Annotated in this window: 22 protein-coding genes; 16 read left to right on the forward strand and 6 right to left on the reverse strand. The window is 58.1% G+C overall.

The window, feature by feature from the left end:
• Positions 1 to 41: 41 nt before the first annotated feature.
• The 5 genes from pyrR to gshB all read right to left on the reverse strand — a co-directional run bounded on the left by pyrR (position 42) and on the right by gshB (position 3,503).
• Entirely contained in the window at positions 42 to 551 is a 510-nt protein-coding gene (pyrR, locus tag GRX64_RS10370) for a bifunctional pyr operon transcriptional regulator/uracil phosphoribosyltransferase PyrR (RefSeq protein WP_166266852.1), read from the reverse strand.
• A gap of 34 nt (positions 552 to 585) precedes the next feature.
• The gene (ruvX, locus tag GRX64_RS10375) at positions 586 to 1,017 is read right to left on the reverse strand and encodes a Holliday junction resolvase RuvX (RefSeq protein WP_166266854.1); all 432 of its coding nucleotides are present in this window, start codon (positions 1,015 to 1,017) and stop codon (positions 586 to 588) included.
• Positions 1,010 to 1,576, reverse strand: coding sequence for a YqgE/AlgH family protein (locus GRX64_RS10380; protein ID WP_166266856.1), 567 nt, complete (start codon positions 1,574 to 1,576; stop codon positions 1,010 to 1,012). The genes ruvX and GRX64_RS10380 overlap by 8 nt, the downstream gene beginning before the upstream one ends.
• Complete coding sequence (locus GRX64_RS10385; protein WP_166266858.1) at positions 1,573 to 2,439, reverse strand: energy transducer TonB; 867 nt, start codon at positions 2,437 to 2,439, stop codon at positions 1,573 to 1,575. Before GRX64_RS10385 ends, GRX64_RS10380 begins: the two co-directional genes overlap by 4 nt.
• 116 nt (positions 2,440 to 2,555) lie before the next feature.
• Entirely contained in the window at positions 2,556 to 3,503 is a 948-nt protein-coding gene (gshB, locus tag GRX64_RS10390; protein ID WP_166266860.1) for a glutathione synthase, read from the reverse strand.
• 406 nt (positions 3,504 to 3,909) lie between these two features.
• Between gshB and pilG the strand changes: the two genes are divergently transcribed.
• The 13 genes from pilG (at position 3,910) to GRX64_RS10455 (ending at position 22,252) form a co-directional block, all read left to right on the forward strand.
• The gene (pilG, locus tag GRX64_RS10395) at positions 3,910 to 4,302 is read left to right on the forward strand and encodes a twitching motility response regulator PilG (protein ID WP_166266862.1); all 393 of its coding nucleotides are present in this window, start codon (positions 3,910 to 3,912) and stop codon (positions 4,300 to 4,302) included.
• A 34-nt stretch (positions 4,303 to 4,336) separates the two neighbouring features.
• Positions 4,337 to 4,699 (forward strand): twitching motility response regulator PilH, encoded by a 363-nt coding sequence (pilH, locus tag GRX64_RS10400; protein ID WP_166256775.1) that lies wholly within the window; start codon positions 4,337 to 4,339, stop codon positions 4,697 to 4,699.
• Positions 4,700 to 4,727: 28 nt separating this feature from the next.
• Positions 4,728 to 5,273 (forward strand): chemotaxis protein CheW, encoded by a 546-nt coding sequence (locus tag GRX64_RS10405; protein WP_166266864.1) that lies wholly within the window; start codon positions 4,728 to 4,730, stop codon positions 5,271 to 5,273.
• Positions 5,274 to 5,353: 80 nt separating this feature from the next.
• Positions 5,354 to 7,429 (forward strand): methyl-accepting chemotaxis protein, encoded by a 2,076-nt coding sequence (locus GRX64_RS10410; protein WP_166266866.1) that lies wholly within the window; start codon positions 5,354 to 5,356, stop codon positions 7,427 to 7,429.
• 30 nt (positions 7,430 to 7,459) lie between these two features.
• Entirely contained in the window at positions 7,460 to 8,359 is a 900-nt protein-coding gene (locus GRX64_RS10415; protein ID WP_166266868.1) for a CheR family methyltransferase, read from the forward strand.
• An 11-nt stretch (positions 8,360 to 8,370) separates the two neighbouring features.
• Complete coding sequence (locus GRX64_RS10420; RefSeq protein ID WP_166266870.1) at positions 8,371 to 16,287, forward strand: Hpt domain-containing protein; 7,917 nt, start codon at positions 8,371 to 8,373, stop codon at positions 16,285 to 16,287.
• Complete coding sequence (locus GRX64_RS10425) at positions 16,287 to 17,336, forward strand: chemotaxis protein CheB (RefSeq protein ID WP_166266872.1); 1,050 nt, start codon at positions 16,287 to 16,289, stop codon at positions 17,334 to 17,336. Before GRX64_RS10420 ends, GRX64_RS10425 begins: the two co-directional genes overlap by 1 nt.
• A gap of 11 nt (positions 17,337 to 17,347) precedes the next feature.
• Positions 17,348 to 17,812, forward strand: a complete 465-nt coding sequence (locus GRX64_RS10430) for a chemotaxis protein CheW (RefSeq protein ID WP_166266874.1) — start codon at positions 17,348 to 17,350, stop codon at positions 17,810 to 17,812.
• 74 nt (positions 17,813 to 17,886) lie between these two features.
• A complete protein-coding gene (locus tag GRX64_RS10435) occupies positions 17,887 to 18,378 on the forward strand; it encodes a Fur family transcriptional regulator (protein ID WP_166266876.1) in 492 nt (163 codons plus the stop codon).
• Positions 18,371 to 19,156 carry a zinc ABC transporter ATP-binding protein ZnuC gene (gene znuC, locus GRX64_RS10440; RefSeq protein ID WP_166266878.1) on the forward strand — a complete coding sequence of 262 codons (786 nt, stop codon included), beginning with the start codon at positions 18,371 to 18,373 and terminating at the stop codon, positions 19,154 to 19,156. The genes GRX64_RS10435 and znuC overlap by 8 nt, the downstream gene beginning before the upstream one ends.
• A complete protein-coding gene (gene znuB, locus GRX64_RS10445; protein ID WP_166266880.1) occupies positions 19,143 to 19,955 on the forward strand; it encodes a zinc ABC transporter permease subunit ZnuB in 813 nt (270 codons plus the stop codon). Before znuC ends, znuB begins: the two co-directional genes overlap by 14 nt.
• Before the next feature lie 40 nt (positions 19,956 to 19,995).
• Positions 19,996 to 20,811, forward strand: coding sequence for an energy transducer TonB (locus GRX64_RS10450; RefSeq protein ID WP_166266882.1), 816 nt, complete (start codon positions 19,996 to 19,998; stop codon positions 20,809 to 20,811).
• A gap of 217 nt (positions 20,812 to 21,028) precedes the next feature.
• Positions 21,029 to 22,252, forward strand: coding sequence for a PAS domain-containing protein (locus tag GRX64_RS10455; RefSeq protein ID WP_166266884.1), 1,224 nt, complete (start codon positions 21,029 to 21,031; stop codon positions 22,250 to 22,252).
• Here GRX64_RS10455 and GRX64_RS10460 read toward each other — a convergent pair.
• A complete protein-coding gene (locus GRX64_RS10460) occupies positions 22,234 to 22,506 on the reverse strand; it encodes a CDGSH iron-sulfur domain-containing protein (RefSeq protein ID WP_166266886.1) in 273 nt (90 codons plus the stop codon). The genes GRX64_RS10455 and GRX64_RS10460 overlap by 19 nt on opposite strands.
• Before the next feature lie 141 nt (positions 22,507 to 22,647).
• Between GRX64_RS10460 and GRX64_RS10465 the strand changes: the two genes are divergently transcribed.
• Genes GRX64_RS10465 through arsJ form a run of 3 tightly spaced genes read left to right on the forward strand, consistent with a single transcriptional unit; the run spans position 22,648 to position 25,270 of the window.
• Positions 22,648 to 23,046, forward strand: a complete 399-nt coding sequence (locus tag GRX64_RS10465) for a metalloregulator ArsR/SmtB family transcription factor (protein ID WP_207308773.1) — start codon at positions 22,648 to 22,650, stop codon at positions 23,044 to 23,046.
• Positions 23,043 to 24,053: an ArsJ-associated glyceraldehyde-3-phosphate dehydrogenase gene (locus GRX64_RS10470; protein ID WP_166266888.1), complete on the forward strand. Its 1,011-nt coding sequence runs from the start codon at positions 23,043 to 23,045 to the stop codon at positions 24,051 to 24,053. The genes GRX64_RS10465 and GRX64_RS10470 overlap by 4 nt, the downstream gene beginning before the upstream one ends.
• Positions 24,050 to 25,270 (forward strand): organoarsenical effux MFS transporter ArsJ, encoded by a 1,221-nt coding sequence (arsJ, locus tag GRX64_RS10475; protein WP_166266890.1) that lies wholly within the window; start codon positions 24,050 to 24,052, stop codon positions 25,268 to 25,270. Before GRX64_RS10470 ends, arsJ begins: the two co-directional genes overlap by 4 nt.
• Position 25,271: the final 1 nt, after the last annotated feature.

Below are 25,271 nucleotides of genomic sequence, written 5' to 3' on the forward strand. Positions count from 1 at the left end.
TCAATGTGCTTTTTCGCCAGCATGCTCAGGCGTCAACGTGTTTACTGGTCTGTGTCCCGTACTTCAATGCTCAACGGGTCCGGGCCCCTCAGCTTGACCCGCTGGTGCGATTGCAGAGTGAGCTTGCGGCCCACTACATCCGGTTGAATCGGTAGTTCCCGCGCACCCATGTCAATCAGCGTTGCCAGCATAATACTCGCCGGCCGGCCATAATCGAAGAGTTCATTCATGGCGGCACGAATGGTGCGGCCGCTCATGATCACGTCGTCGATTAAAATAATATCCTTGCCTTCGGTTTCAAACGGCAGCCGGGACGGCCGCACCTTTGGATTCAACCCAATACGACTGAAATCGTCCCGGTAAAAAGAGATGTCCAGTTCGCCGAACGGACCCGTCAATCCCAGCCGTTTGCTGAGCACATCCGCCAACCAGACCCCGCCGGTACGAATACCGACAACGACAGGCGCCTCAATGCCTCGCTCCTCTAACTGGCGACGCAGCCCCGATTCCAGCTCCCCGATCAGCTGATCGATATTCAATAATGCGGTCATTGATGCTCCTACTAAGATGTCACGCTATCCAACGCTAGCCGTCAGCCTGGCGAAACCAGGTTTCCAGAATCAGCACGGCCGCCAGGTCATCGACCCCGTGCCGACCGAAATCGCGGTCGCCGCCCGCCGCCAACACCTCGCCTTTAGCCTCAAAGCTGGTCAGTCGTTCGTCCACCATAGCCACTGGCAGATGAAAGCGGCCATGAATCCGCTTGCCAAACTTGCGGGCGCGGGCGCACATGTCGTTTTCCGAATCGTCCATGTTGAGCGGCAACCCCACGACTATCTGGTCCGGTTGCCATTCGGTGATCAATTTTTCGATATCTGGCCAGTTTGGAACGCCATCACGCGCAGGCAGCATGGTCAGCGGCCTGGCTCTACCCAGCAGTTCCTGGCCGAAAGCCACACCGATGCGACGGGTGCCGAAATCAAAGGCAAGTACTTGGCGTTGACCAACTTCACGCATGGCCGATGGAATCGCTAAGCTGGTTCAGATCAATGCCCAGGTGCGCGAGAACGGCCGCATAGCGCTTCTCACAAGGGGTTTCAAAAACCAGATCGGTGGTTGCGGGACACGTCAGCCACGCGTTACCGGCCAGCTCAGCTTCCAATTGTCCTTCCGACCAGCCGGCGTACCCCAGGGCAACCAGATAATGACTCGGGCCCTCGCCCCGACCAATGGACGTCAGCACGTCTTTCGATGTGGTCAGCCGAATGCCGGCGGCCACTTCCGATGTGGTTTGCCATTGTGCGGCGGGTGTGTGCAGCACAAAGCCCCGCTCCTGTTCCACCGGACCACCGCTGTAGACAGGGCAATCGAGTTCGCCACCGTCCATATCGAGTTGTTCAAGAATCTCTCCGAGGCTGATGTCGAGTGGTCGGTTAATCATTACCCCCAATGCGCCCGCTTCGGAGTGATCGCACAAAAATACGATGGCGCCATGGAAACGCGGATCACCCAGATAGGGTGTCGCAATTAACAAATGACCGCCAAGACTCGGTGGCGTTTCGTTGGTTGTTCTCATCCTGAACTCAACCCCCTCCGCTGAAACGACCAGGTACGAATGATTTCAAGCTCATCTTTTTCCTTACTCAGCTGTTCCGGAAAAGATGAAAACGGCGACGCCAACCGAACGATGCGAATGGCGGCATCGTCCAGCACCGTGCTACCGGACGACTCCAATACCTGCAACTCCTTGACCGTACCGTCCTTACGCAGCACCACCAGCATTCTGACAGCCCCGTACACCCCGGCTCGGCGCGCCTCCGTCGGATAATTCACATTACCCACCCGTTCGACTTTGTTAATCCAGTTGTTCACGTACCAGGCGTTGGTGGAACTGAGCGTCGACACCGAAGTGACTCGCAGTACCCTCGGCTTTTTGGCGTAAGCCCGCATTTGATCATCCAGTCTGGCCTCCAGGCTGGCGATCTCCAGGCTCCGCTCCATCAGACTCTTCTTGTTCGACTGCGGCAAATCCGTCTCGGGCTGTGCCCTGTCACGAGCGGCTGTCGTTGCCTTGTGCGTACTAGCGGCCTCGGTCTCGACCACCTGTCGCTCGGTTTGCTGCGCCGATGCCACCTGTGACGGCGGTTCCGGTTGCACCGGGGTAACCTCACTGTTGGCGACGTTTGCCTGCTGCGTAGTGGTCAGCTCCTGTTTGTCTTCCTCGGTACCACTGCCCTGCTGATTGGTCTGGGCCAGGAAGTCCGCTTTCTCGGGGGCTTCCTCGTCGTCAAACTGAGACAGGGTTATCTCCATCGTCTCAGCCGATGGCGTCGGATCCGGCTGCGCAAAGGTGATACCCAGCACCAACACCGCATGCACGGCCAGCGCCATGAACAGCGTAAACGAAAAACGATCAAAATCACTGACCTGTACAGCCATTCCTATCCATTACCCACTGCGTCAATAATTCGGGTTACAGCCCAACACTCTATGAATGCCATGACTCCGCGACCACAGCCGCTCCAGACACCCCATTAAGGTTCGGCACCTTTAGTTTAGCGAAGACGGCGTTCGATGGCGTCCATTAACTGCCCACCAATATCAATATTAAAGGCGGCGTCCAGTTCGCGAATGCACGTCGGGCTGGTGACGTTGATTTCCGTGAGGTAATCGCCGATGACATCAATACCCACAAAAATCAGCCCTTTCTCTTTTAATACCGGGGCCACCCGGGCACAGATCTCCCAATCCCTTTTGGTCAGCTCCCGGCCCTCACCACGACCACCGGCCGCCAGGTTGCCGCGGTTTTCACCGTGCGATGGAATGCGCGCCAGGGCGTAAGGGACCGGCTCTCCGTCAATCAGCAAAATACGCTTGTCACCGGCACTGATCTGCGGAATGAACTTTTGCGCCATGGCCTGATGCGCGCCGTGTTGCGTCAGCGTCTCAATAATCACCCCCAGGTTGGCGTCCCCCTCGCGAACCCGGAATATCGAGCGGCCGCCCATGCCGTCTACCGGTTTCATAATGACATCCCTGTGATCGGCATGAAACGCTTTCAGCCGCTCCGCCGACCGAGTCACAATCAGCGGCGGTGTACAGTCTTCAAACTGGGTCGCAAACAGCTTTTCATTGCAATCACGCAGCGCTGCCGGCGGATTGACAATCAGTGCGCCCTGCTGCTCGGCCGCCTCGAGCATATACGTTGCCATCAGAAACTCGCGGTCCACCGGTGGATCCTGTCGCATCAGAATGACATCAAGATCGCCCAGTGCACGCTCCCGGGCGTCACCGAAGCTGTACCAGTCATTGGGGTCCATGCGCACCGTCAGGTCACGGGTTCTTGCCATTGCCTGACCGCCCGCCAGGTACAGATCCGGCAGCTCCATATACTCAATCGCCCAGCCCCGCTGTTGCGCTGCCCACAGCATCGCCAGGGAACTGTCTTTCTTGAACTGGATCGCCTCGATGGGATCCATTACTACGCCGAGTCGAAGTGTCATAGTGCCCCTTATTGAAACCCCAAAAAAATCTCTGTCGCCGCGACGGCTCGATCACAAACTGCGCCTGCTCCTTCAAGCCTTCGACAACCCTGGCATGGATCAGAGAAGTCCTCAGAGGTTCCCTTGAATAAATGGTGTAAAACAGGAACCTGTCAGCAGAGCGCGTCTGGCAAATAGTGCTATGCTGAGACGATAGATGGTATTGCACCCTTACTTTGATTGCACCCGAATCACTTCGGAAGTAACCAAAAACCGGTGACTGAGTACATTTAGTCACAAAGATGTTCTTTTTCTATGGCCATCGATACTCTATAAATAAGCGGGGTTTATAGAACACCCTTAAATAGTGTGTTAAAAATGCCCCTCTTAAAATAACGACATTCGCAGAGCGCAAGGCAGTTGGACAATGGATGACAACTTCGAAAACCTGAAGATTATGGTGATTGACGACAGCAAAACCATTCGTCGCACCGCAGAAACCCTGCTTAAGAAGGTTGGTTGTGATGTAATTACCGCTACTGACGGCTTTGACGCTCTGGCTAAGATTGCCGATTCCCAGCCCAACATCATTTTTGTCGATATAATGATGCCAAGACTGGATGGCTACCAGACCTGCGCATTAATCAAGAACAACTCCGCTTTCAAAAAAACGCCGGTCATCATGCTCTCAAGCAAAGACGGTCTTTTTGACAAGGCAAAGGGGCGCATTGTCGGCTCAGATCAGTATCTGACGAAACCGTTCAGCAAAGACGAGCTGCTCAACACCATTCGCCAATATGTTCCCCATGCGGAACAATAGTCCCCTGGCACACTGAACTATTATTGAGGAAATCATGGCCCGTATTCTGATCGTCGATGACTCGCCCACTGAGGTAAAAAAGATCTCAAGCATTCTTGAGAAGCACAAACACGAAGTGTTGACCGCCGACAATGGTGCGGACGGTGTTGCCAAAGCCCGGGCCGAAACACCGGATCTGGTCCTGATGGACGTTGTTATGCCTGGCCTGAATGGCTTCCAGGCCACCCGTCAGCTGACGCGTGCTCCCGAAACTGCCTCCATTCCAGTCGTCATCGTAACGACCAAAGACCAGGAAACTGATCGCGTCTGGGGAACTCGCCAGGGCGCAAAAGGTTATTTGGTAAAGCCGGTCAATGAAGACGACCTGATCAAAACGATCAACAGTCTGATTGCCTGATCACTCGACCCCCTAGCACGGAGTAAGCATGTCCGCCCAGGCCGCCCCCTTTGCCGTTCTGACGGATATCGCCCAACGCAGCCGAACACTTGCGTCTGGCCTGCCGGAACAGCAACAAGCCGTTCAGCTCTGGAATGGCATCGGATTTGTTCTGGCCGGCCAGCGCTATGTTGCGCCAATGGGCGAGGTTGTAGAAATTCTCCACGTCCCCCGCTACACCCATGTACCGGGGGTTCGTTCGTTTATGTTGGGGGCTGCCAACGTTCGCGGCCGCCTGCTACCGCTCATCGATCTTGCCCATTATTTTGATTTACCCCGCAGCGCCCGGAGTCAGCGAGAGCGACGGGTGCTGGTCGTCGAACAAGGCGACGTGTTCAGTGGGCTGGTCGTCGACAGTGTCTCAGGTATGCAGTATTTCGCGGAGGACAACTTTTTGGCAGAGCCCAGGGAGATCCCCGCAAACGTTCAACCCTTCATTCAGGGAGGGTATGAGCGAAACGAGGAAACCTGGAAAGTATTTTCAACCTTCGAACTTCTCGAAGATGAACGCTTTCTGGATGTTGCCCAATGGTGATGGCAATGGCAGGAACATCATCATCTACAGTCAACACCCGCAGAACTTAACTTGCCAATGAAGAGGCCGGGAGCCAGAAAATGAAGAATAGAGCCGGAAGATCCAACTCGGGACAGGGCGCCAACAAGCTTGTTGCTGGCCTGATCGCCGGGTTGATCGCACTGACCATCCTGCTCGTTGTGGTACTGTTCATTATCAACCAGGACAGCCAGAACGATCAGGAATACATCGCCCACGCCAGTGAGCTCAGGGTGCTCTCGCAAGAGATTGCCAAGAACGCATCGGAAGCTGCCGGCGGTACCGCCGAAGCCTTTAATCAGCTCCAGCGTTCGCGAAATGAGTTCTCGCAATTGTGGGGCTTTATTCTGAAAGGTGACCCGGAAACCGGCCTGCCACCCAGCAAACTGGCCGCGAACAGTGCGGTTCAGGAAACCTGGGTAGAAGTTCGAGAAAACGCCGACAGCATCGTGTCGACCCAAACCGCCGTTCTGGGCCTGCACGAAGTGGCACAAACCCTGAACGAAACCATTCCCCAGCTCCAAGTCGAGTACGATGATATCGTACAGATCCTGCTGGAGAAGGGCGCGCCGGCCGAACAGATTGCCCTTGCCCAGCGCCAGTCCCTGCTGGCAGAGCGGATTGTGCGCTCGGTCAACAACGTGCTTTCGGGTGACGAAGACGCCGTAATCGCGGCGGATCGCTTCGGTCGTGACGCCAGCCTCTTCGGCCGGGTTCTTGAAGGCCAGGTTGCGGGCAACACCAACCTGGGCATCACCATGGTTGAAGACGAAGATGCCATCTATGGCCTGGAAGCGGTGGCTGAGCTGTTTGAGTTCGTTAACCAAAACGTCGATGCGATCCTTGAAGCTTCTCCCGACCTCTTCAAGGTTCGTCGCGCCGCCAGCGATATTTTCCAGAACTCACAAGTGCTGCTGAACGAAACCTCTTCCCTGGCAAACAAGTTTGCGAGCCAGGCGAATTCTCGCATTGTCAGCCCGACCCTGGCTTACATCCTTCTTGCCGCCATGGCGGTGTTTGTGGTGTTAATCGGTCTCTCGCTGTATCGCGCAGCCCAGGAGCGTCTTTCAACTACGCAAGAACAGAACGAGCAAAACCAGAATGCGATCCTGCGACTGCTGGATGAGCTGGCCGACCTGGCTGATGGTGACTTGACCACCGAGGCGACGGTTACCGAGGACTTCACCGGTGCCATCGCCGACTCCATCAACTACGCGATCGACCAGATGCGTGGCCTGGTTCAAGCCATTCGTGGCACCGCCGTTCGAGTCGCCTCGGCCGCTCAGGAAACGCAGGCAACGGCTATGCACCTTGCGGACGCATCCGAGCACCAGGCTCAGGAAATTGCCGGCGCCTCTGCGGCGGTTAACGAAATGGCCGTATCCATCGACCAGGTATCTTCCAACGCTGCTGAGTCATCAGCGGTTGCGGAGCGGTCGGTAGCCATCGCCAAGAAAGGTGCCGAGGTGGTACAGAATACCATTCGGGGCATGGACAACATTCGGGAACAGATTCAGGAAACCTCGAAGCGGATCAAGCGTCTGGGTGAATCTTCCCAGGAAATCGGCGACATCGTATCGCTGATCAACGACATCGCCGACCAGACCAACATCCTGTCTCTGAACGCAGCGATCCAGGCCAGTATGGCCGGCGACGCAGGCCGGGGCTTCGCGGTTGTTGCCGACGAAGTTCAGCGTCTGGCGGAACGGTCATCTGCGGCAACCAAGCAGATTGAAGCTCTGGTTAAAACGATCCAGTCAGACACCAACGAAGCCGTAATTTCGATGGAGCACACCACCGCTGAGGTGGTCCGTGGTGCTCGATTGGCACAGGACGCGGGTGTCGCGCTTGAGGAAATCGAGAACGTATCGATGAACCTGGCGGAACTGATCCAGAACATCTCCAACGCGGCTCGCCAGCAAGCCTCATCAGCGGCCCACATTTCCAACACGATGAACGTCATCCAGGAAATCACCTCGCAGACCTCATCGGGTACCAACGCCACAGCGAAGTCGATCGGTAATCTCGCCGACATGGCCTCTCAGCTACGGTCGTCGGTTGCCGGCTTCACATTGCCGGAAGAAGATGCCGTGGAAACCGAAGAAGAGGAAGACAGCGACGTCCCGGTGGTGAGCTAAATGCTCTGCCGCCTGGGCTCTTGACGGTATATGGCTGAAACGGGCAACAACCTGTCATCAGATTCCGGTATTTGGTCGCTGCGCCCACTCCCTGACATGGACGAGGCGCAGTTCCATCAATGGCGGACGCTGCTGGAACACCGGACGGGCATGACGTTGACGCCGGAACGGCAATCGTTTCTCGAAACCAACCTCGCGATTCGAATGCGGGAAATCGGCTGTAACAGCTACCAGGCTTACTACGAGAAAATCGTATCCGGCCCGGAAGCAATCGCGGAATGGGCTGTACTGGTCGACAGGCTGACCGTTCAGGAAACCCGGTTTTTCCGGGATCCAGACGCCTTCAAGCTGGTGTCGGACTATATCCTGACGCGTCCACGTGAGGCTCTAAGACAGCGACCTCTGGAAGCTTGGAGCGTTGGTTGCTCCACCGGCGAAGAGCCATACACTCTGGCCATGCTGCTGAATGAGAGTATGACCCAGTTGGAGTTGCCTCCGTTGTTTGGCGTGACCGGTTCGGACATCAGTAAGCCGGCCATCATCAAGGGCCAGCGGGGACAGTTCAGCGCCCGCAAATTGCTCGGATTGGATGACGAACTGAAAACCCGATATTTCCGGCCTTCTGAACGGAATACGGTAGAAATTGTGGAAAGCATTCGCGAGCGCGTCTGCTTCACCCGTCTCAATGTGATGGACCTGAAGCGCGCACCAATGCATGGCATGAACATTATCTTCTGCCAGAATCTGCTGATTTACTTTCGCCGCTGGCGGCGGCGGGAAATTGTAAACCAGCTAGCAGAGCGGCTGGCACCTGGGGGCTTACTCGTCCTCGGCCAAGGGGAAATGACCGACTGGCACCCTCCTGGCTTGCAACGAGTTCCCTCGGAAAATGTTCTGGCCTGGATTCGGCGCCAGACTGACGAAGATTAACCGGAGTGGTTATGGGCAATCACCATGACAGCATCGCCCTAGATTGGGTTCGGGGCGAGATACAAGATACGCTGACCCAAGGTCAGCAGGCACTCGAGGCGTTCGTCGACAACCGCGACGACACCGCGCGCCTGCGTTTTTGCCTAAATTACCTCCATCAGGTTCATGGCACCCTGAAAATGGTAGAGCTCTACGGTGCGGCGCTGCTGACCGAGGAGATGGAAAAGCTTACCCAAGCGATCCTCGACGAGACCACTGCAAACGTCGATGACGCCGTTGAAGTATTGATGCAGGCGATCCTTCAACTGCCACAATACCTTGAACACCTTGCGTCCAGTAAAGACGATTTCCCACTGGTCCTGCTGCCGCTGCTGAACGACCTTCGCGCCGCACGGGGCGAATCGCTGCTGTCTGACACGTCCCTGTTTAAACCGGACTTAAGCGCTGCCGAGTTCCAGCCTGCTGCCAACGCCTCACAACGTTTGCAGGATCCGAAGGTACTCGGCCACATTCGCAAGTTACGGCAGATGTACCAGTACGCGCTGGCGGGCGTGGTTCGCGAAACCGACCTCAGCACGCATTTCGACTACCTGCATAAAGTTATCCAGCGCCTGATCCGCCTGTGCCAGCAAACACCGCGCGAAGAACTGTGGCGTGCCGCCGGTGGCTTTATTGACTCCATCCAGAGTGGACACAATCCGGTTAACACCGCGGTCAAGTCCATCCTCAGGAGCCTGGACAGCGAGCTGCGTCGGCTTATCGACGAGCATATCGACATCCTGGAACAACCTCTGCCGGACGCCCTGTTCAAGCACCTGCTCTATTACGTTGCCCGGGCTCAGGATCTGGATACGCCCTATGTCAGGCAACTGGTTGAACGCTATAAGCTGGTCGAAGCCCTTCCCAACGATCAGGCCATGGACGAAGTCCGTGACCGGGTCTCAGGCCCGGGTCGTGAGGCCATTCATTCCGTCGTCAGTGCGCTCAATGAAGAATTGGCGAAACTTAAAGATCAGTTGGATCTCTTTGTTCGAGCCGAATTTCGTCACAACGGTGAACTGGAAGACCTGTTACCGGGCCTGCAACAGGTCGCCAACACGCTGGCGGTGCTGGGCCTGGGAATACCCCGCCGGGTTACGACCGAACAGATTGAAATCGTCGAAGCCCTGCTCAAGCAAGATGAAGTGGTGGATGACGGCACCCTGATGGATATTGCCGGGGCATTGCTCTATATCGAAGCAACCCTGGCGGGCTTGGAGAATGACCGGATATCAGAGCACCGCCAGGGCGACGGCGGGATCGAACTCGGCAATCGTGAGCTGGGTGAAGCCAACAGCGCGTTGCTGCGGGAGTCCCGCAACTCTCTGGAGCAGGTCAAAACGGCCGTCGTCAACTTCATCGCCTCACAGTGGGATGAACGCGAAATCGAGCATGTGCCCGGTTTGCTTCACAGCATTCACGGTGGCCTCCGGCTGATCCCGTTAAATCGCGTTGCCGATATGCTGGCATCGGCCGAACGTTATGTCACCGATGTGCTGCTCGACGCCAAGCGCATACCCGATTGGCAACAGTTGGACACCCTCGCCGATACCGTGACCAGCATTGAGTATTATCTGGAGCGGCTCGCCGACGGCATCGAAGAGAACGATGCCGTCCTTCGGGTCGCAGAGGACAGCCTTCAGGCCCTGGGCTTCCCCGTCGGTGCGGAACCGACCTGGGATGGCAGCCTGACCGAGCCGGACATCCCAACGGTTACGCCCGAAACACCGGCACAGACGAGTTCGGACTCTGACCTGGTGGACGACGAGATTCTCGAGATCTTCGTTGAGGAAGCCGAAGAAGTTCTCGCCACGATCCATACTTTCTACCCCAGGCTTCGGCAGCACCCGGATGATCGCGAAGCCCTGACCGAAGTCCGCCGCGCCTTCCATACCCTGAAAGGTAGCGGACGCCTGGTTGGCGCAAGCAGCCTTGGCGAACTCGCCTGGTCTGTGGAAAACTTGCTCAACCGGGTTATTGACCAGACTTACAAACTGACCGATGAATTGTTCAATTTGGTCAGCGACGTCAATGACCGCATCCCGTCATTGATTGAGGAATTCCGCAACAGCGACCCCAGTGGCGATGTGGACGCCTTGATCGCCCGGGCAGAAGCCATGGGCACCACCCGAAAGACCGGACCAGAGACGACCGCAACGTCCGAGCCGTCGTCGCCAACGGCAGAGCCTGACGTCGATCCGAGTGCAGAGTCTGACGCTCGCACGACCACCGCGTCTTCGGTGCCGTCAAACGCGACCGCCAACGATAATTACGACGATCTGATCGACGACGAAATACTCGAGATTTTCATCGAAGAGGCCGGCGAAGTTCTCGATACTGTCCGCGAATACCTGCCGATGTTGTTGCGGCAATACGAAGATCGCAACGCGTTGACCGAAGTTCGTCGCGCCTACCATACGCTCAAAGGCAGTGGCCGCATGGTCGGCGCCCTCGTAGTGGCCGAACTGGCATGGTCTGTCGAGAACATGCTTAATCGCATCATTGATGGCACCGTCTTCATGAACGATGACATCGCCCAGCTATTGGACGATGTCACGACGATGTTACCGGATCTGGTCTCAGATTTTGAACATCACCGGGAACCATCAAAAGACCCGGCGCCGCTGGAAGCCCAGGCGAAGGCGCTGGCCAATGGCGAAATACCCGGTGCACGGGCGATGCCCGAGCCCCATGGCGACGCTGAAGACGATGCGGCGCCTGATATGGACGCCGACGATCTGGTCGACCCCGTTCTCATTCAAATTTTTGAGAGTGAAACCGAAACGCACTTGCACACGCTGCAAGAGTTCCTCGACGAGGCGTCCGATAAAGCATCTGCGGCCTACACCGACAATTTGTCCAGGGCACTGCATACGCTCAAAGGCAGCGCTCACACCGCCGGCATACAGCCCATCGCCACGGTGATCACACCGCTGGAAAAATTTGTAAAAGACGCCCGCGCAGAGAACAAACGCGCCGACCGGGATGCGTTGGAACTGATCGCTGATGGCAGTCACTTTGTCTCCCAGGGGCTGGCACAAATTAATGAAAGCCCCCAGGAACCCCTGTCCGGTACCGACGCCTTTCTCGATCGCCTGGAAACCGTTGCCAATCGAACGTTGGGTAACCGAGCCACGGGCGAAGAAACCCAAGCCGTCGCTCAAACCGATCCGCAGTTGATCCAGCTCTTCCTGAACGAAGGACTCGATATCCTGCTGGACGCGGATGCCATTCTGGATAGCTGGGCCCAACATCCCGACCACTCCGACAGGCTTGAAAAGTTGAACTACGAGCTCGCACAGCTCAGTGCAGGGGCTAGCGGGGCAGGTCTGGTTGATTTATCGGAGTTGGCTGACGCGTTGTATCAAGCCTACATCAGTGCCCAGTCTGCCGATGCCGCGCCTGACAACGGCTTTTTTGCTACCGCAAAGGCTGGTCATGAAAACCTGATCAACATGATGGATCAGGTTGCTGCCGGCCTTGCTACTCGCCCTGACAACGACTTACTCAGCCAGCTGGCCAAGCTGCGTGACAATGCAGGACAAACGCCCCTCGACCCCTTTATTGAGGCGTTCAGCAACGACCTTGATGAGATTGACCACAGCCTGGACGCCGAACTCGGCACCGCCGACGAACTGCCCGGCACGAGCGCCCCGGCCGACAGACCGTTGGATCACATTGCGCCGTTGGCTGATGATGGTCACGGTGACGCAAACGACGATGCCATGGACCAGGAGCTTGCGGACATCTTCCTGGAGGAAGCGCAAGACCTGATTGAAAGCACAGCCGACGCGCTGCAGAGCTGGAGCGAAAAACCCGATAACACTGAGCTGTTGCGATTGCTGCAACGTGACCTTCACACCCTCAAGGGTGGTGCAAGACTTGCCGATATTAAAGCCATTGGCGACTTGGCCCATGAACTGGAAACGCTGTTTGAAGGGCTGACGGAGAGCCGACTGTCGATTACCGATGAACTCTCCGATCTTTTGTTCCGCAGCCATGACCGGCTCGCCAGCATGGTTGATGCTCTCAAGCAGGGCGAACCAACCCGGCCGGCACCTGATCTGATCAGCGACATCCACGCCTATATGGACACAGCCGCAGGCTCGCGGCCGGTAACCGATGTCAGCCAATCTGAAACGGGCCCAGGCGACCTGCCACTGCCGGATCTGGACGAAGCGGATGCCGACAGTCACTCACTGGATGATGAGCTGGCCGAGATTTTCCTGGAAGAAGCGGGGGAAATCATCCACACCACCGCCGAACAATTGCACCAGTGGCAGGGTGATCCGGACCAGCCAAAGTTGGTCGCAGAACTTCAGCGAGAATTGCACACCCTGAAAGGTGGTGCTCGCATGGCGGGGATTGCGCCAATTGCGGATATCGCTCACGAAATGGAAACCTTGTTTGAGCGCATCGCCGAAGGCCGTATCGCGGCCACCGACGCGCGCGCAGAACTTGCCTTGCGGGCACATGACCAGCTTGCGACCTTGGTGGAGGCATTGGCCGATCAAGGTCAGTGTCCGGCCGTGCCTGACCTGGTGCAGGAGCTGCAAGCAGCCGTGACGGATGCCCCAGCGCCAGAAGCCCATGACCCGGTCGATGACGACAGTGAGCCCGCAGCGTTACCGGCCACCCCGGCACCTGAGGCAGCGGTCGAAGATCACACCACGAATTTGTCCCACCTGGACCCGGAGCTGCTTGGTATATTCCTGGAAGAGGCCTACGACCTGGTTAACTCAACCGGAAGTGCCCTTCATACCTGGAGCGAAGATCCGGACAACCGGGCCGTCGCGGCTGAGCTCCAGCGCGATGTCCACACCCTGAAAGGCGGCGCCAGAATGGCCGGGGTCTCTGCCATTGGCGACCTGACCCACGTCCTGGAAGACCTGTTCGAAAAAGTCGCGGAAGGACGCATTCAGGCCTCCCCCGCCATGAACGATTTGCTGTTTGCGTGTCACGATCGATTAGCGCAGATGGTCGAGCAGGTGGCGACTCAAAAACCATGCCCGCCAGCGCATGAGCTGGTGTCCGAAGTCGAGGCGATTCTCGCCGGTAACGACACCCCGACGGCAACGACACCGGGGTTCGACGCGACGGGCTTGGAGCCGAACGCCGGGTTTGATGCGCCAGTCCCGAGAGTACCGGGCGGCGCCGACGACCTTACCGGCATATTCCTTGATGAAGGCCTGGAAATTCACGGCGCCATCGAGGAGTGCCTTGCGCAGTGGCGCGAAGATCCGGATGAGTTGACTGGCATCACCCAGCTCCAACAGGAGTTGCAAACCCTTAAAGGCGGCGCCCGGCTCGCGGATATTGATCCGGTTGCGGACTTGGCCGAGGCCTGGTCCAACGCACTGGACCCATTGATTCAAGGGTCCGGTGACCAGAAAACCATCCTTGCGTTCAGCGATCAGGCCACCGCCAGCTTGCGCCAGATGCTGACGTCCCTTGAGGAAGGCCAAAAGCCGGTCGGCGATGACACGTTGGTGGCGGCACTGAATGGCGCCCGGGTACCAGACGTACCGAGGCAGGCGCCGACCGTGGAACCTACCAGCCCGGCTGAAAGCGCGGAGATGGACAGTGAAGTTCTGGAAATATTCCTGGAGGAAGCGGGCGAGATCAATGATCAGCTTGAGCACCTGTTGGCCGATTGGCGCAAAGAGCCCGGTAATGCTCACTTCAATCAGGAGGCTCAACGCGCCCTGCATACCCTCAAGGGCGGCGCGCGATTGTCTCAGTTGGCCGAACTGGGCGATCAGGCCCACGCCATGGAAACCCGACTCATTGACCTTGGAGGCAATGCCCCAAGTGAACACGACTGGCAAGCCATAACCGACGACCACGACCGGATCCTGAAACACGTCAGTGACATCCGCGATCGGTACCAGTCCGGTTCAGACGCAGCGCCTGAGACTCCGGCAACAAGCCCGGCGACACCAACGCCACCGGTGCCCGAAGTCGTCACTGATCCTGTTGCACCGGCTCCCAAGCCCAAGCCGGCAAAGGCACTCTCGAAAGCCAAAGCTCGCCAGGCAGACGCCGCGCGCACGGCCCAGGAAACCATTCGCGTGTCGGCGCCGCTGCTGGATGAACTGGTCAACCTCGCCGGCGAAACGAGTATTACCCGTGGCCGACTGGAACAGCAGAGCAGCGACTTTAGCCATACGCTGGATGAGATGGCCGCGACCATCGAGCGTTTGCGTGAACAGCTGCGCCGGATGGACATCGAAACCGAAGCCCAGATTCTGTTCCGTGCAGAGCAGGAGCATGGGCCCGATTATGGCGACGACTTCGATCCCCTGGAAATGGACCGTTACTCCTCAATTCAGCAGTTGTCGCGAGCGCTGAGTGAGTCATCTTCGGATTTGGCGGATTTACGCGAAACCATGGCCGACCGGGTTCGGGATTCGGAGACCCTGCTTGTCCAGCAGTCCCGCATCAATACCGAGCTGCAAGAGGGTCTGATGAAGACCCGCATGATTCCATTCGCCTCCATGGTGCCGCGTTTGCGCCGGATCGTTCGCCAGATCAGCGGTGAGTTGGCGAAGAAAGTCGAGTTTGACGTTCGTAACGCCGAAGGCGAAATGGATCGCAACATCCTTGAGCGCATGGTCGCACCACTGGAGCATATGCTTCGGAACGCACTGGACCACGGCATTGAAACGCCGGCTGATCGTAAAAAAGCGGGCAAGCCCGAAACCGGCGAGGTGACATTGTCACTGACCCGTGAAGGCGGCGAAGTCGTCCTGCGGATGATCGACGACGGCGCCGGTATTCCGATCCAAGTCATTCGTGACAAGGCGATTCGCCAGGGTATGCTGCGCAAGGATGACGAGCTGAGTGACCGCGAAACACTGCAGTTCATTCTGCAGCCCGGATTTTCAACCGCCCAGCAGGTGACACAGATTTCGGGTCGCGGTGTCGGTATGGACGTCGTTGCCAGTGAGATCAAACAGCTCGGCGGTAGTCTCGACATCGACTCACTGGTCGGTCAGGGCACCACCTTTACGGTGCGCTTGCCGTTCACGGTATCGGTTAACCGCGCACTTATGGTGTCCACCGGTGAGGATTTCTACGCCATCCCACTGAACACCATCGAAGGCATTGTGCGCGTCAGCACCTACGAGCTTGAGGAATACTACAAGCCGGACGCACCGATGTATGAATACGCCGGCCAACAGTATCGCCTGCAGTATCTCGGCGGCCTGTTACACAGTGATCACCACCCGAAACTGCAAGGCCAGGCCTTGCCGTTACCAGTGATCCTGGTGCGGGGTGCCGAGCAGCCAATGGCGCTTCAGGTCGACAACCTTCTGGGTAGCCGGGAGATCGTCGTAAAGTCCCTGGGGCCCCAGTTCAACTCGGTACGGGGTGTTTCGGGTGCGACCATTCTGGGTGATGGTAATGTGGTCGTCATTCTTGACCTGCCCGCGATGATCCGCTCCGACATTCTGACTGAGCGTCAGCGTGTTGCGGAACAAGCCGGGGCACAAGAGTTGCAGCGTCGTGAGCAGCGCCCAGTCGTGGTGATGGTGGTCGATGATTCGGTGACGGTACGTAAGGTGACCTCTCGCCTGCTCGAGCGCAATGGTATGGAGGTGATAACGGCGAAGGATGGTCTCGATGCGGTCGCCCAGCTTCAGGACCACAAACCGGATATCATTTTGCTCGATATCGAGATGCCGCGCATGGACGGTTTCGAGGTGGCCAGCTTTGTCCGCCACGACGATTCCATCAGCGACACACCCATCTGTATGATCACCTCGCGTACAGGTCAAAAACACCGCGAACGGGCCCTGGCCATTGGTGTCAACGAGTATTTGGGCAAACCTTTCCAGGAAACCGAGCTGCTCGACACCATCCTTCGGTTAACCGGAAACCGCTGATGTCCGGGCCTGCCGGCCGGCCGCTGGTCGGGATCGTCTCAGACACCGTTCTGCAGCGCCATCGCCTGCAGGAAGCTGCCGGCAAGTTTGGTCTGGATTCCGGATTCTCCGGCGATCCCGACCGCTTGCTGAGCTATCGCGCATTGCCGGATGTGCAGCTTTGGCTGGTGACTCTGGAGGACGAGGCCGACCACCCGGCCCTGTTCGACCACCTGCTGGAAAATACCGACGTACCCATCCTGTTTGGTATTGACCCGGCACCCAAGCCCGGCAGCGTGGACTATTCACGTTGGGAGCGGCGCCTGCAAACCAAACTCGAGCAACAGTTTGGCTCGCTGGCGGAGTTGGATTCAGAGGACAGTCTGGAGGAGTTGGCTGCCTCCCCGATGTTGCCGGCGTCACCGGACTTGCCGTACTGGATCACTCCGGCGGCGTCGAATCGGCCTGCGGAGTACATTTGGATTCTTGGCGCTTCATTGGGCGGCCCCGCCGCCGTGAAAACGTTTCTGGACAACTTGCCGGCCGGACTGCCGGTCGGTTTTATTTATGCCCAACACATTGATGGCAATTTCACCGACGTGCTAACCCGGGTTCTGGGGCGCCACGCCCATTACCGGCTCCAGCGGGCGGAGCAAGGCAAGAAGGTTTGCAATGGCGACGTGGTCCTATTGCCCGTGGAGCGCGAATGGGCCATCGATGACGAGGGGGCACTGATCGAAAAGACCACGCCATGGCCTGGCCCCTACGGACCGTCCATTGATCAGGTCCTGCTCAATGTGGGTGATCACTACGGCGCCCGTTGCCATGCTATTCTGTTTTCCGGCATGGGCAATGACGGCGCCATTGCCGCTCCGCTGCTTCGAGCCTATGGCAGTAAGATCTGGGTTCAAAGCAGCGACAGCTGTGGGAACAGTTCAATGCCGGACTCCGTTGCGGAAACCGGTTGTGTCAGCTTTACCGGACCACCGGATCAACTGGCGCGGGAACTCGTCAAAACGATTGAAGAATCCTGCCTGCTGAAAGGCAAGCAACAGCGGGATTCGGCCTGAGGACATGAATAATGAACGATAAAAGCCAACTTCTGCCGTGCGTCATGATCCCGATGACCGACCGTCAACTGTTGCTGCCCAACGTATCGATTGCCGAAGTGGTCGACTACGCGGCGGCAGAAGTCATCGACAATGCGCCCGAGTGGTTGATCGGGCACCTGGAGTGGCGCGGACTGCAAATCCCGGTCATTTCCTACGATGCCGCCAACGGCGGCGGCGCTGCCATTCCTGGCGACAATCGTGGCCGCATTGCCGTACTCAACACCATTGGCAAACACCATGGCAACCTGCCGTTTCTGGCGTTGATCACCCAGGGCATACCAAGCCAGGCGCGGTTGGCGGAAACCCAGATCCGGACCGTGGAAGGCAAACGTGGCCCGGCGGATCTCATGGTTGTCGATGTCGATGGCGATACCGCATACATACCCAATCTTGAATACCTCGAATCCCTCGCGATTGGCGATGCCACCAGCTGACCACCCATCGGCATGACGGCTGCGGCAATGAGATGTTATATTGTTACATCTTTAAACCGTCCGCAGAAGCCGTTATGTCATCCAGTGCTATTCCTTATCGTCCGCACAATCACTCTGCGTGTGTGCATCAGGCCCTGTCCGATGCCCGGTCGGTGTGTCAGCGCCAAAATGCCCGTCTGACACCGATTCGTGAACGCGTTCTGGAATTGATCTGGCAGTCCCATAAGCCACTGGGTGCCTATGACGTGCTGGCGGTATTGGCGGAAGACGGTCATAACGCAGCCCCACCTACCGTCTACCGAGCCCTGGACTTCCTTCAACAATACGGCCTGGTGCATCGGATTGCGTCGTTGAACGCGTTCACCGGCTGCACCCACGCCGGTGAACATCATACCTGCCTGTTCCTCATCTGCCGGGCTTGCCGTACGGTCCTCGAGTTAACTGCCCCGGCGGTGTCGGACGCCGTCGCCAAAGCCAGTCAGGCCGAAGCCTTCACACCGGAAGAAACCATCATTGAAATTGCAGGCCTCTGCCCGAACTGTTCCAGCGAGCCGACCCATGAGTGAAACCCTGGCAACCCTGAACGCGGTGACCGTAACGTTCAACAACACACCGGTGGTGGAGAATGTCCATCTAACGATCAGTCGTGGCGATATCATTACCATCATCGGCCCCAATGGAGCAGGTAAGACCACCTTGATCAAGGCCATTACCGGCATTCAGCCCATCACTGCCGGGTCGCTTTGGCGCAAGCCCGGTCTGTCCATTGGCTATGTCCCACAGCGACTGCAATTACAACCGACACTGCCCCTGACCATTCGGCGATTTATGGCCCTGACCGGCGCGTCGTCAGGGGCGTGCCGGTCGGCATTGGCACAGACGGGTATTGAGCCGTTGTATGACGCATCGGTCCATCGCTTGTCGGGTGGCGAAATGCAACGTTTACTGATTGCCCGCGCCCTGGTGCGCCAGCCCGATCTGCTGGTCCTGGATGAACCGGCGCAAGGCGTCGATATCAATGGTCAGGCGGCCTTGTATGAGCTGATTCGAAGCCTCCGGGACTCGCTCAACTGTGGTGTCCTCATGATATCCCACGACCTCCACCTGGTGATGGCCGCCACCGACAAAGTTATTTGCCTCAATCAGCACATTTGCTGCAGTGGCTACCCGGAGGATATCTCCCACGATCCGGCATTCATTGAGGTCTTCGGGCAGCCGGTTGCCGAGAGTCTCGCGATCTACCACCACCATCACAACCACAGTCACGACCTTCACGGCGATGTCGTGCAGGGCCAGAGTCCGCACCACATCCATGGCGAGGAGTGCCGTCATGACCATCCTTGATCAGGTCCTCGGTGATTTTTTCTGGCGTGCGCTGATCGGTGGCCTGGGGGTCGCGCTGGTGGCCGGACCGTTGGGCTGCTTTGTGGTTTGGCGTCGCCTGGCCTATTTCGGCGATACCCTGGCGCATTCGGCGTTGCTTGGTGTCGCCCTGGGCTTTCTGTTTCAGGCGCCGGTTAATCTGAGCATTGCACTGACCTGCGTTGGCCTGGCGATTTGTCTGGTCTTGCTGGCCCGAAGCCGCGCCCTGGCCACCGACACCCTGCTTGGCATTCTGGCCCATAGTACGCTCGCCATCGGTCTGGTGGCGCTCAGCTTCATGCCAGATGTACGGGTGGATCTGACGGGCTACCTATTCGGCGACCTGCTGGCCATGAGTCGCCAGGACCTGGCCTGGATCTATGGCGGCGCGATCGTGGTATTAGCCCTCTTGTTCTGGCTCTGGCAAGGCCTTCTGATGAGTACCATTCACGAAGAACTGGCCCGCGTGGAAGGCGTACCAGTCGAACGCCTGCGGCTGGTATTAATGCTGATGTTTTCATTGGTGATTGCGGTGGCCATGAAAATTGTCGGCGTGCTGCTGATTACCGCTCTGTTGATTATTCCTGCCGCCACCGCACGCCGACTGGCCCGAAGTCCGGAGCATATGGTGCTGATCGCGATGGTGATTGGCATGATTGCGGTAGCCGGTGGTCTGGCCATGTCCTGGCACTTTAATAGCCCAGCAGGTCCGTCCGTCGTGGTGTCGGCGTTCCTGATGTTCACGTTGACCTATGGCCTGATCCGGCAACAACAGCAATAAGAGTGAAGCATGGTTAACCCATCAAGCCCGGAAAATCGCCGTGTCCAATCCCCATAAACCCTGGCTGGCGGCCATTCTGCTGGCCATTGTCGCCCACGCTGCGGTACTGCAGCTGCCGATGCCTGTGCTCGATCCGCTCCCCACATTGAAGCCGGGGATGTCGGTCACTATCACCGCGTCTTCGCCCGACGGTGATCAGGCGGCCACGGCGGCCGCTCAGTCAAAAGTGCCCCCCCAGCGCGCCCTGCAGCAGGCGGTTCAGCACGCCCGACCGCGACCACCAAGCCAACAGGCAGACCAGCCGCCGCGCTCGACGAATTCAGTGGCGGTCCCCCCGGCTCCGCCCCGACCATCGACGGCGCCGAAACCCCACACGAACAACCGTCCCGAGCCACGGACACGGCCGACAAATTCGGCGGTCGTCGAGCCATCCGCGCCGTCACCGACCACCAAGAGTACCCTGGCCGAAGCACCATCGCTTGCCCAGCCAAACCAGACGCCTGCGCTGGCAACGGCGATTGCACCCGAAACGGCACAGGCAGGCCCGGCTCTGGCGGACCGGGATCGCGCGCATGCCCGGTACCAGGCTGATTTACGTGCTCACATTTACCCCAATCTGCGCTACCCGGTCATGGCCAAACGCCAGCGCCAGCAGGGCGAGGTACTGGTGGTTTTCACGGTTGAGCCAGACGGTCGGGTATCCGATGTCCGCCTTGCGCAAGCGAGTCCATTCCCATTGCTGAACCGTGAAGCGCTGGACGTTATTGAACGGGCAACACCACTGCCCCCGCTACCGCCGGCGCTGCACGGTGAGAACAATGAATGGCTAGTGCCCATCACCTTCTCCTTGCTGTAGTCGAGCTATACATCGAGCTATACCGTCTTCATGTGCAGCCATATATTACATAATCGCCGTACAGTCACCCCATAGCCCCAACCTGCCGTCCCGACCTATACTCGTTCCACGTCGTGACGCACCTCGTTACTCAGCCTTGTATCTTGGCGCTTTCACCGGTCTGAACTAAAGTTTGGTTTTAAGACTGATTCCGGGCTCATGCCCCGTGGAGAAGACAATGGATGACCAAGGGTCAGGACGACACCGACTATTGATCTGGCTACCGCTACCGGTACTGATCACCGGCCTGCTGATCAGTTGGCTGGCTGCCAACCTGGCGTATCAGCGTGCGGAAAACATCGCGATTGAGGTCCTGAGCAGCCGCCATCAGGACATGGCCGAGTTAATCATGGAGCGGGTCTCCGGCTTGCTGGAGAGCGGGCAGTTAGTGGTGGAAACCGTGACCCAGGCTGCCCCCGAAGGCGCATGGCCCGTACCCGCGTTGATCGCCCGCAAACCCGGCATTGTTGCTGCCGACTTTCGCGCCGAGCTGCCCAGCGGGACCCCGTCCCGCAATCGCGACGTCGTCACCACCACGACACTCAGTGACACGGCTGTCGATGGCAGACGCATCACCTTGTCAGAATTGTTCATTCCAGCCGACAATGGCTACTGGCTGGCGCTCACCCTTCACCCGGCGCTCTGGCTCGCAGACATTTTCAATGATGACGGCACCCAGCCATTTGCCCAGCATCTGCACGACTTGAACCAGCACAGCAAAGCCCCTTTGATTGAGCATCCAACCCAAGGCGATTTGTTGCCCGCCATGGCGTTGCGGTCCGAATTTGCGTTTGGCAGCCGCCAATGGTTGTTGACCACCACGCCCACACACCAGTTTTTTGCGCAGTACACCCGCCCATTTTTGCAGTCTGTCTGGCTTGTCGGTGTCCTGTTAAGTGTACTGGCCGCGATGATTACCCGCTCACTCACACGCCGGCTGACGGCTGTGCATCGGCACCGGATCGAGGCCGAGCGGGCCAACAACCGGCTCAGTCAGCAAATTGATAACGCTCAGGTCGAAAAAAACATCCTCAAGCAGGCGCTTGGAAACAGCGAATTGCGAAGCCGTGACCTGGTGGAGCTGACCGGCGGACTGGTCTGCGAACTGGATGAACAATTAACCATCATATACATCTCACCCCAATCCGCCGATCTGCTGGGCAAACCACCGGCCGAACTGGCAGAGCAGCCGTTTACCTGGTGGATTGATGAATCAGACCGAAGCAACTTCAACGCCGCTGTGGCGGCAGCGCGTCAGGAAAAAACCCTTGAGCGAATCGACCTTCATCTGCTGGACCGGCAACACCAGCGCGTCAGCGCCACGGTCAGGATCAAGGCCGTTGTTGACCCGCTCAGTGGTTGCACAGGCTATCGGATGACCGCTCAGCGATCCTTTTCCTGACCCTGCCCAATCAACTTGTGGGAGCCATCACACCGGGGCGGGTGTCCGGTTTGCTTACACCCGCAAAACCATACCCACTCTTCCTTATCGGCGGTAAATTTAACCGGCGTAAACCCGGATCCTTTGTGCGAGCCATCGCAAAACGGCTGCGACTGACTGCGGCCACATGCGCACCACAAGTATGGCTTGCCCGGCTCGACCAGCACCGCATACGGCGTGCTGCGGGCTATTTTAGCCGTTTCATGCTCGGTCATCTGGCACCCCCAATGGTGGATGAACTGGTTGAAGTATAGTCTCCTGACCGCAGACATTATAAACAATCGCTCAAACCCTTTGCTCATCTCATACATACGGATTACCATATATATGGAATTCATTATTTATGGGCCTGTGTCGTGCCGGAACTGACTCCCCTCTCACCCTCCAAGCTATTCAAAGCGCTCGGCGAGCCTACCCGCCTCGCCACCATGCTGCTGATTGATCAGCAATCCGAGCTGTGTGTCTGTGAGCTAACCGTGGCCGTTGGCGTGTCCCAGCCTAAAATCAGTCGCCACCTGGCACAGCTCAGGGCCCAGGGATTGCTGCTGGATGAACGCCGGGGGCAGTGGATCTACTACCGCTTGCACCCAACCCTGCCAGATTGGTCTCGCCAATTACTTCACATCACCCGGAACGCCAACACCGACTTTCTGCAGCCCATGCTGGTGCGACTTGAGACCATGACGACGAAACCACCCGACTGCCGCCCGGTCATCGATAACACATCATTCAATCACCCCAGGAGCACTCTGTGAGCACCATCAAAGTAGGCATCAACGGCTTTGGCCGTATCGGCAGGCTCGCGCTTCGCGCCTCATTCGACTGGCCCGATATCGAATTTGTCGCCATCAACGACCCAGGCGCCGACTCGGACACCCTCGCTCACCTGCTGATGTTCGACAGCGTGCATGGCCGCTGGCATCACAACGTCACGGCGGAGGACAATCACCTGGTCATCAATGGTCAACGAATCCCCGTTTTCGGCCATAAGACCATTCCAGAGACCGACTGGAGTCGGTGCGATGTGGTGATTGAAGCCAGTGGCAAAATGAGGACCGTAGCGCTGCTGCGGGCGTATCTTGACCAGCAGGTCAAACGCGTCGTGGTGACCGCACCGGTCAAGGAACCGGACGCGCTCAACATTGTTATGGGCGTCAACGATCACTGGTTCGAACCGGCCCGGCACCGAATTGTCACTGCCGCCTCGTGCACCACCAATTGTTTGGCCCCCGTGGTGAAAGTCCTGCATGAGAGCCTCGGCATTAAACACGGCTCCATCACCACAATTCACAGCCTGACCAACACCCAGACCATCGTCGATGCGCCTCACAAGGACCTGCGTCGGGCTCGGGCCTGCGGCAGTTCACTGATTCCGACCTCGACCGGTTCGGCGACCGCCATCATTGAAATTTTCCCCGAGCTCAAGGGCCGGCTCGACGGTCATGCCGTTCGGGTGCCACTGACCAATGCCTCACTTACCGACTGCGTCTTTGAGGTGGAAACACCCACCGACCGGGACACTGTCAACGCCCTGTTAAAAACCGCCGCCGAAGGCTCACTGAAACACGTGCTCGGCTACGAAGAGCGCCCCCTGGTGTCCATTGATTACAAAACCGACCCACGCTCGGCCATCATCGATGCCCTTTCAACTCTGGTGGTCAATGGCACTCAGGTGAAGCTCTATGCCTGGTACGACAATGAATGGGGCTATGCCAACCGTACCGCCGAGTTGGTCCGTAAGGTAGGCACCGCGGCATCATGACACCCGCCGTTCGGCAGTATCTGGTCATCACCGGCAACTATTGGGCCTTTACCCTCACCGACGGCGCACTCCGGATGCTGGTGGTGCTGCACTTCCACCAGCTCGGCTATTCCCCGCTGAGCATTGCGCTGCTGTTTCTGTTTTACGAGTTCTTTGGCGTGGTGACCAATCTCCTGGGCGGTTACATCGGCGCCCGTTGGGGCCTGAACCGCACCATGAACCTGGGGCTGTTCCTGCAGATTCTGGCGCTGGCGTTACTGACGGTGCCCGCCGCCATGCTGACCGTGCCCTGGGTAATGGCCGCCCAGGCGTTGTCCGGCATTGCCAAAGATCTCAATAAGATGAGTGCGAAAAGCGGGATCAAACTGCTGGTGCCGGACCAGCACCAAGGCACCCTGTATCGCTGGGTTGCGCTCCTCACGGGTTCGAAAAACACCCTCAAAGGCGTCGGTTTTTTCCTCGGGGGCGCCTTGTTGATGGGGCTCGGTTTTACCGGCGCGGTTCTGGCCATGGCAATTGCGCTCACCCTGGTCTGGTGCGCCAGCCTGATGCTGCTGCGGCAGGAACTGGGACGCAGTAAGGCCAGGCCCAAGTTCACCGACCTGCTGTCCAAAAGTCGTGCCATCAACGTCTTATCCGCAGCCCGCCTGTTTCTGTTTGGCGCCCGCGATGTCTGGTTTGTGGTGGCGTTGCCGGTGTACTTGCACACCCACTTTGGCTGGGACTTCTGGCAGGTCGGTGGTTTTATGGCAATCTGGGTTATTGGCTATGGCGTCATCCAGACCCTGGCCCCGACCCTCACGGGGCGCCAACATGGCCTCATGCCCGGCGCCCGGGCGGCGGCGGCCTGGGCGGCAACACTGGCGGTGATTCCGGGTATCATTGCAGTGGGTTTGGCCGCGGGGTGGCCGGCCCAACCCGTGCTGATCGGCGGCTTATTGCTGTTCGGCGGGCTGTTCGCGGTGAATTCATCGCTGCACAGCTACCTGATTGTCAGCTTTGCCCGCGATGACGGGGTGTCCCTGGACGTCGGATTTTATTATATGTCGAACGCAGCAGGGCGCTTGTTGGGTACGTTGCTGTCCGGTTGGGTGTACCAGGTGTACGGGTTGTCGGCCTGCCTGTGGATATCCGCCGTTCTGGTGACCCTGGCGGCCGCGCTGGCCATGGGTTTGCCCGATCGGCGGCGCCTCCCGGTGCCTGAGCGCAACCTGTAAC

This window comes from Marinobacter caseinilyticus, from assembly GCF_011074955.1.
GTDB classification, from domain to species: Bacteria; Pseudomonadota; Gammaproteobacteria; order Pseudomonadales; family Oleiphilaceae; genus Marinobacter; species Marinobacter caseinilyticus.

What these genes read in the sequence shown, in the direction of transcription:
- pyrR (WP_166266852.1), bottom strand. Translation starts at nt 551, where the DNA reads ATGACCGCATTATTGAATATCGATCAGCTGATCGGGGAGCTGGAATCG.
- ruvX (WP_166266854.1), bottom strand. Translation starts at nt 1,017, where the DNA reads ATGCGTGAAGTTGGTCAACGCCAAGTACTTGCCTTTGATTTCGGCACC.
- GRX64_RS10380 (WP_166266856.1), bottom strand. Translation starts at nt 1,576, where the DNA reads ATGAGAACAACCAACGAAACGCCACCGAGTCTTGGCGGTCATTTGTTA.
- GRX64_RS10385 (WP_166266858.1), bottom strand. Translation starts at nt 2,439, where the DNA reads ATGGCTGTACAGGTCAGTGATTTTGATCGTTTTTCGTTTACGCTGTTC.
- gshB (WP_166266860.1), bottom strand. Translation starts at nt 3,503, where the DNA reads ATGACACTTCGACTCGGCGTAGTAATGGATCCCATCGAGGCGATCCAG.
- pilG (WP_166266862.1), top strand. Translation starts at nt 3,910, where the DNA reads ATGGATGACAACTTCGAAAACCTGAAGATTATGGTGATTGACGACAGC.
- pilH (WP_166256775.1), top strand. Translation starts at nt 4,337, where the DNA reads ATGGCCCGTATTCTGATCGTCGATGACTCGCCCACTGAGGTAAAAAAG.
- GRX64_RS10405 (WP_166266864.1), top strand. Translation starts at nt 4,728, where the DNA reads ATGTCCGCCCAGGCCGCCCCCTTTGCCGTTCTGACGGATATCGCCCAA.
- GRX64_RS10410 (WP_166266866.1), top strand. Translation starts at nt 5,354, where the DNA reads ATGAAGAATAGAGCCGGAAGATCCAACTCGGGACAGGGCGCCAACAAG.
- GRX64_RS10415 (WP_166266868.1), top strand. Translation starts at nt 7,460, where the DNA reads ATGGCTGAAACGGGCAACAACCTGTCATCAGATTCCGGTATTTGGTCG.
- GRX64_RS10420 (WP_166266870.1), top strand. Translation starts at nt 8,371, where the DNA reads ATGGGCAATCACCATGACAGCATCGCCCTAGATTGGGTTCGGGGCGAG.
- GRX64_RS10425 (WP_166266872.1), top strand. Translation starts at nt 16,287, where the DNA reads ATGTCCGGGCCTGCCGGCCGGCCGCTGGTCGGGATCGTCTCAGACACC.
- GRX64_RS10430 (WP_166266874.1), top strand. Translation starts at nt 17,348, where the DNA reads ATGAACGATAAAAGCCAACTTCTGCCGTGCGTCATGATCCCGATGACC.
- GRX64_RS10435 (WP_166266876.1), top strand. Translation starts at nt 17,887, where the DNA reads ATGTCATCCAGTGCTATTCCTTATCGTCCGCACAATCACTCTGCGTGT.
- znuC (WP_166266878.1), top strand. Translation starts at nt 18,371, where the DNA reads ATGAGTGAAACCCTGGCAACCCTGAACGCGGTGACCGTAACGTTCAAC.
- znuB (WP_166266880.1), top strand. Translation starts at nt 19,143, where the DNA reads ATGACCATCCTTGATCAGGTCCTCGGTGATTTTTTCTGGCGTGCGCTG.
- GRX64_RS10455 (WP_166266884.1), top strand. Translation starts at nt 21,029, where the DNA reads ATGGATGACCAAGGGTCAGGACGACACCGACTATTGATCTGGCTACCG.
- GRX64_RS10460 (WP_166266886.1), bottom strand. Translation starts at nt 22,506, where the DNA reads ATGACCGAGCATGAAACGGCTAAAATAGCCCGCAGCACGCCGTATGCG.
- arsJ (WP_166266890.1), top strand. Translation starts at nt 24,050, where the DNA reads ATGACACCCGCCGTTCGGCAGTATCTGGTCATCACCGGCAACTATTGG.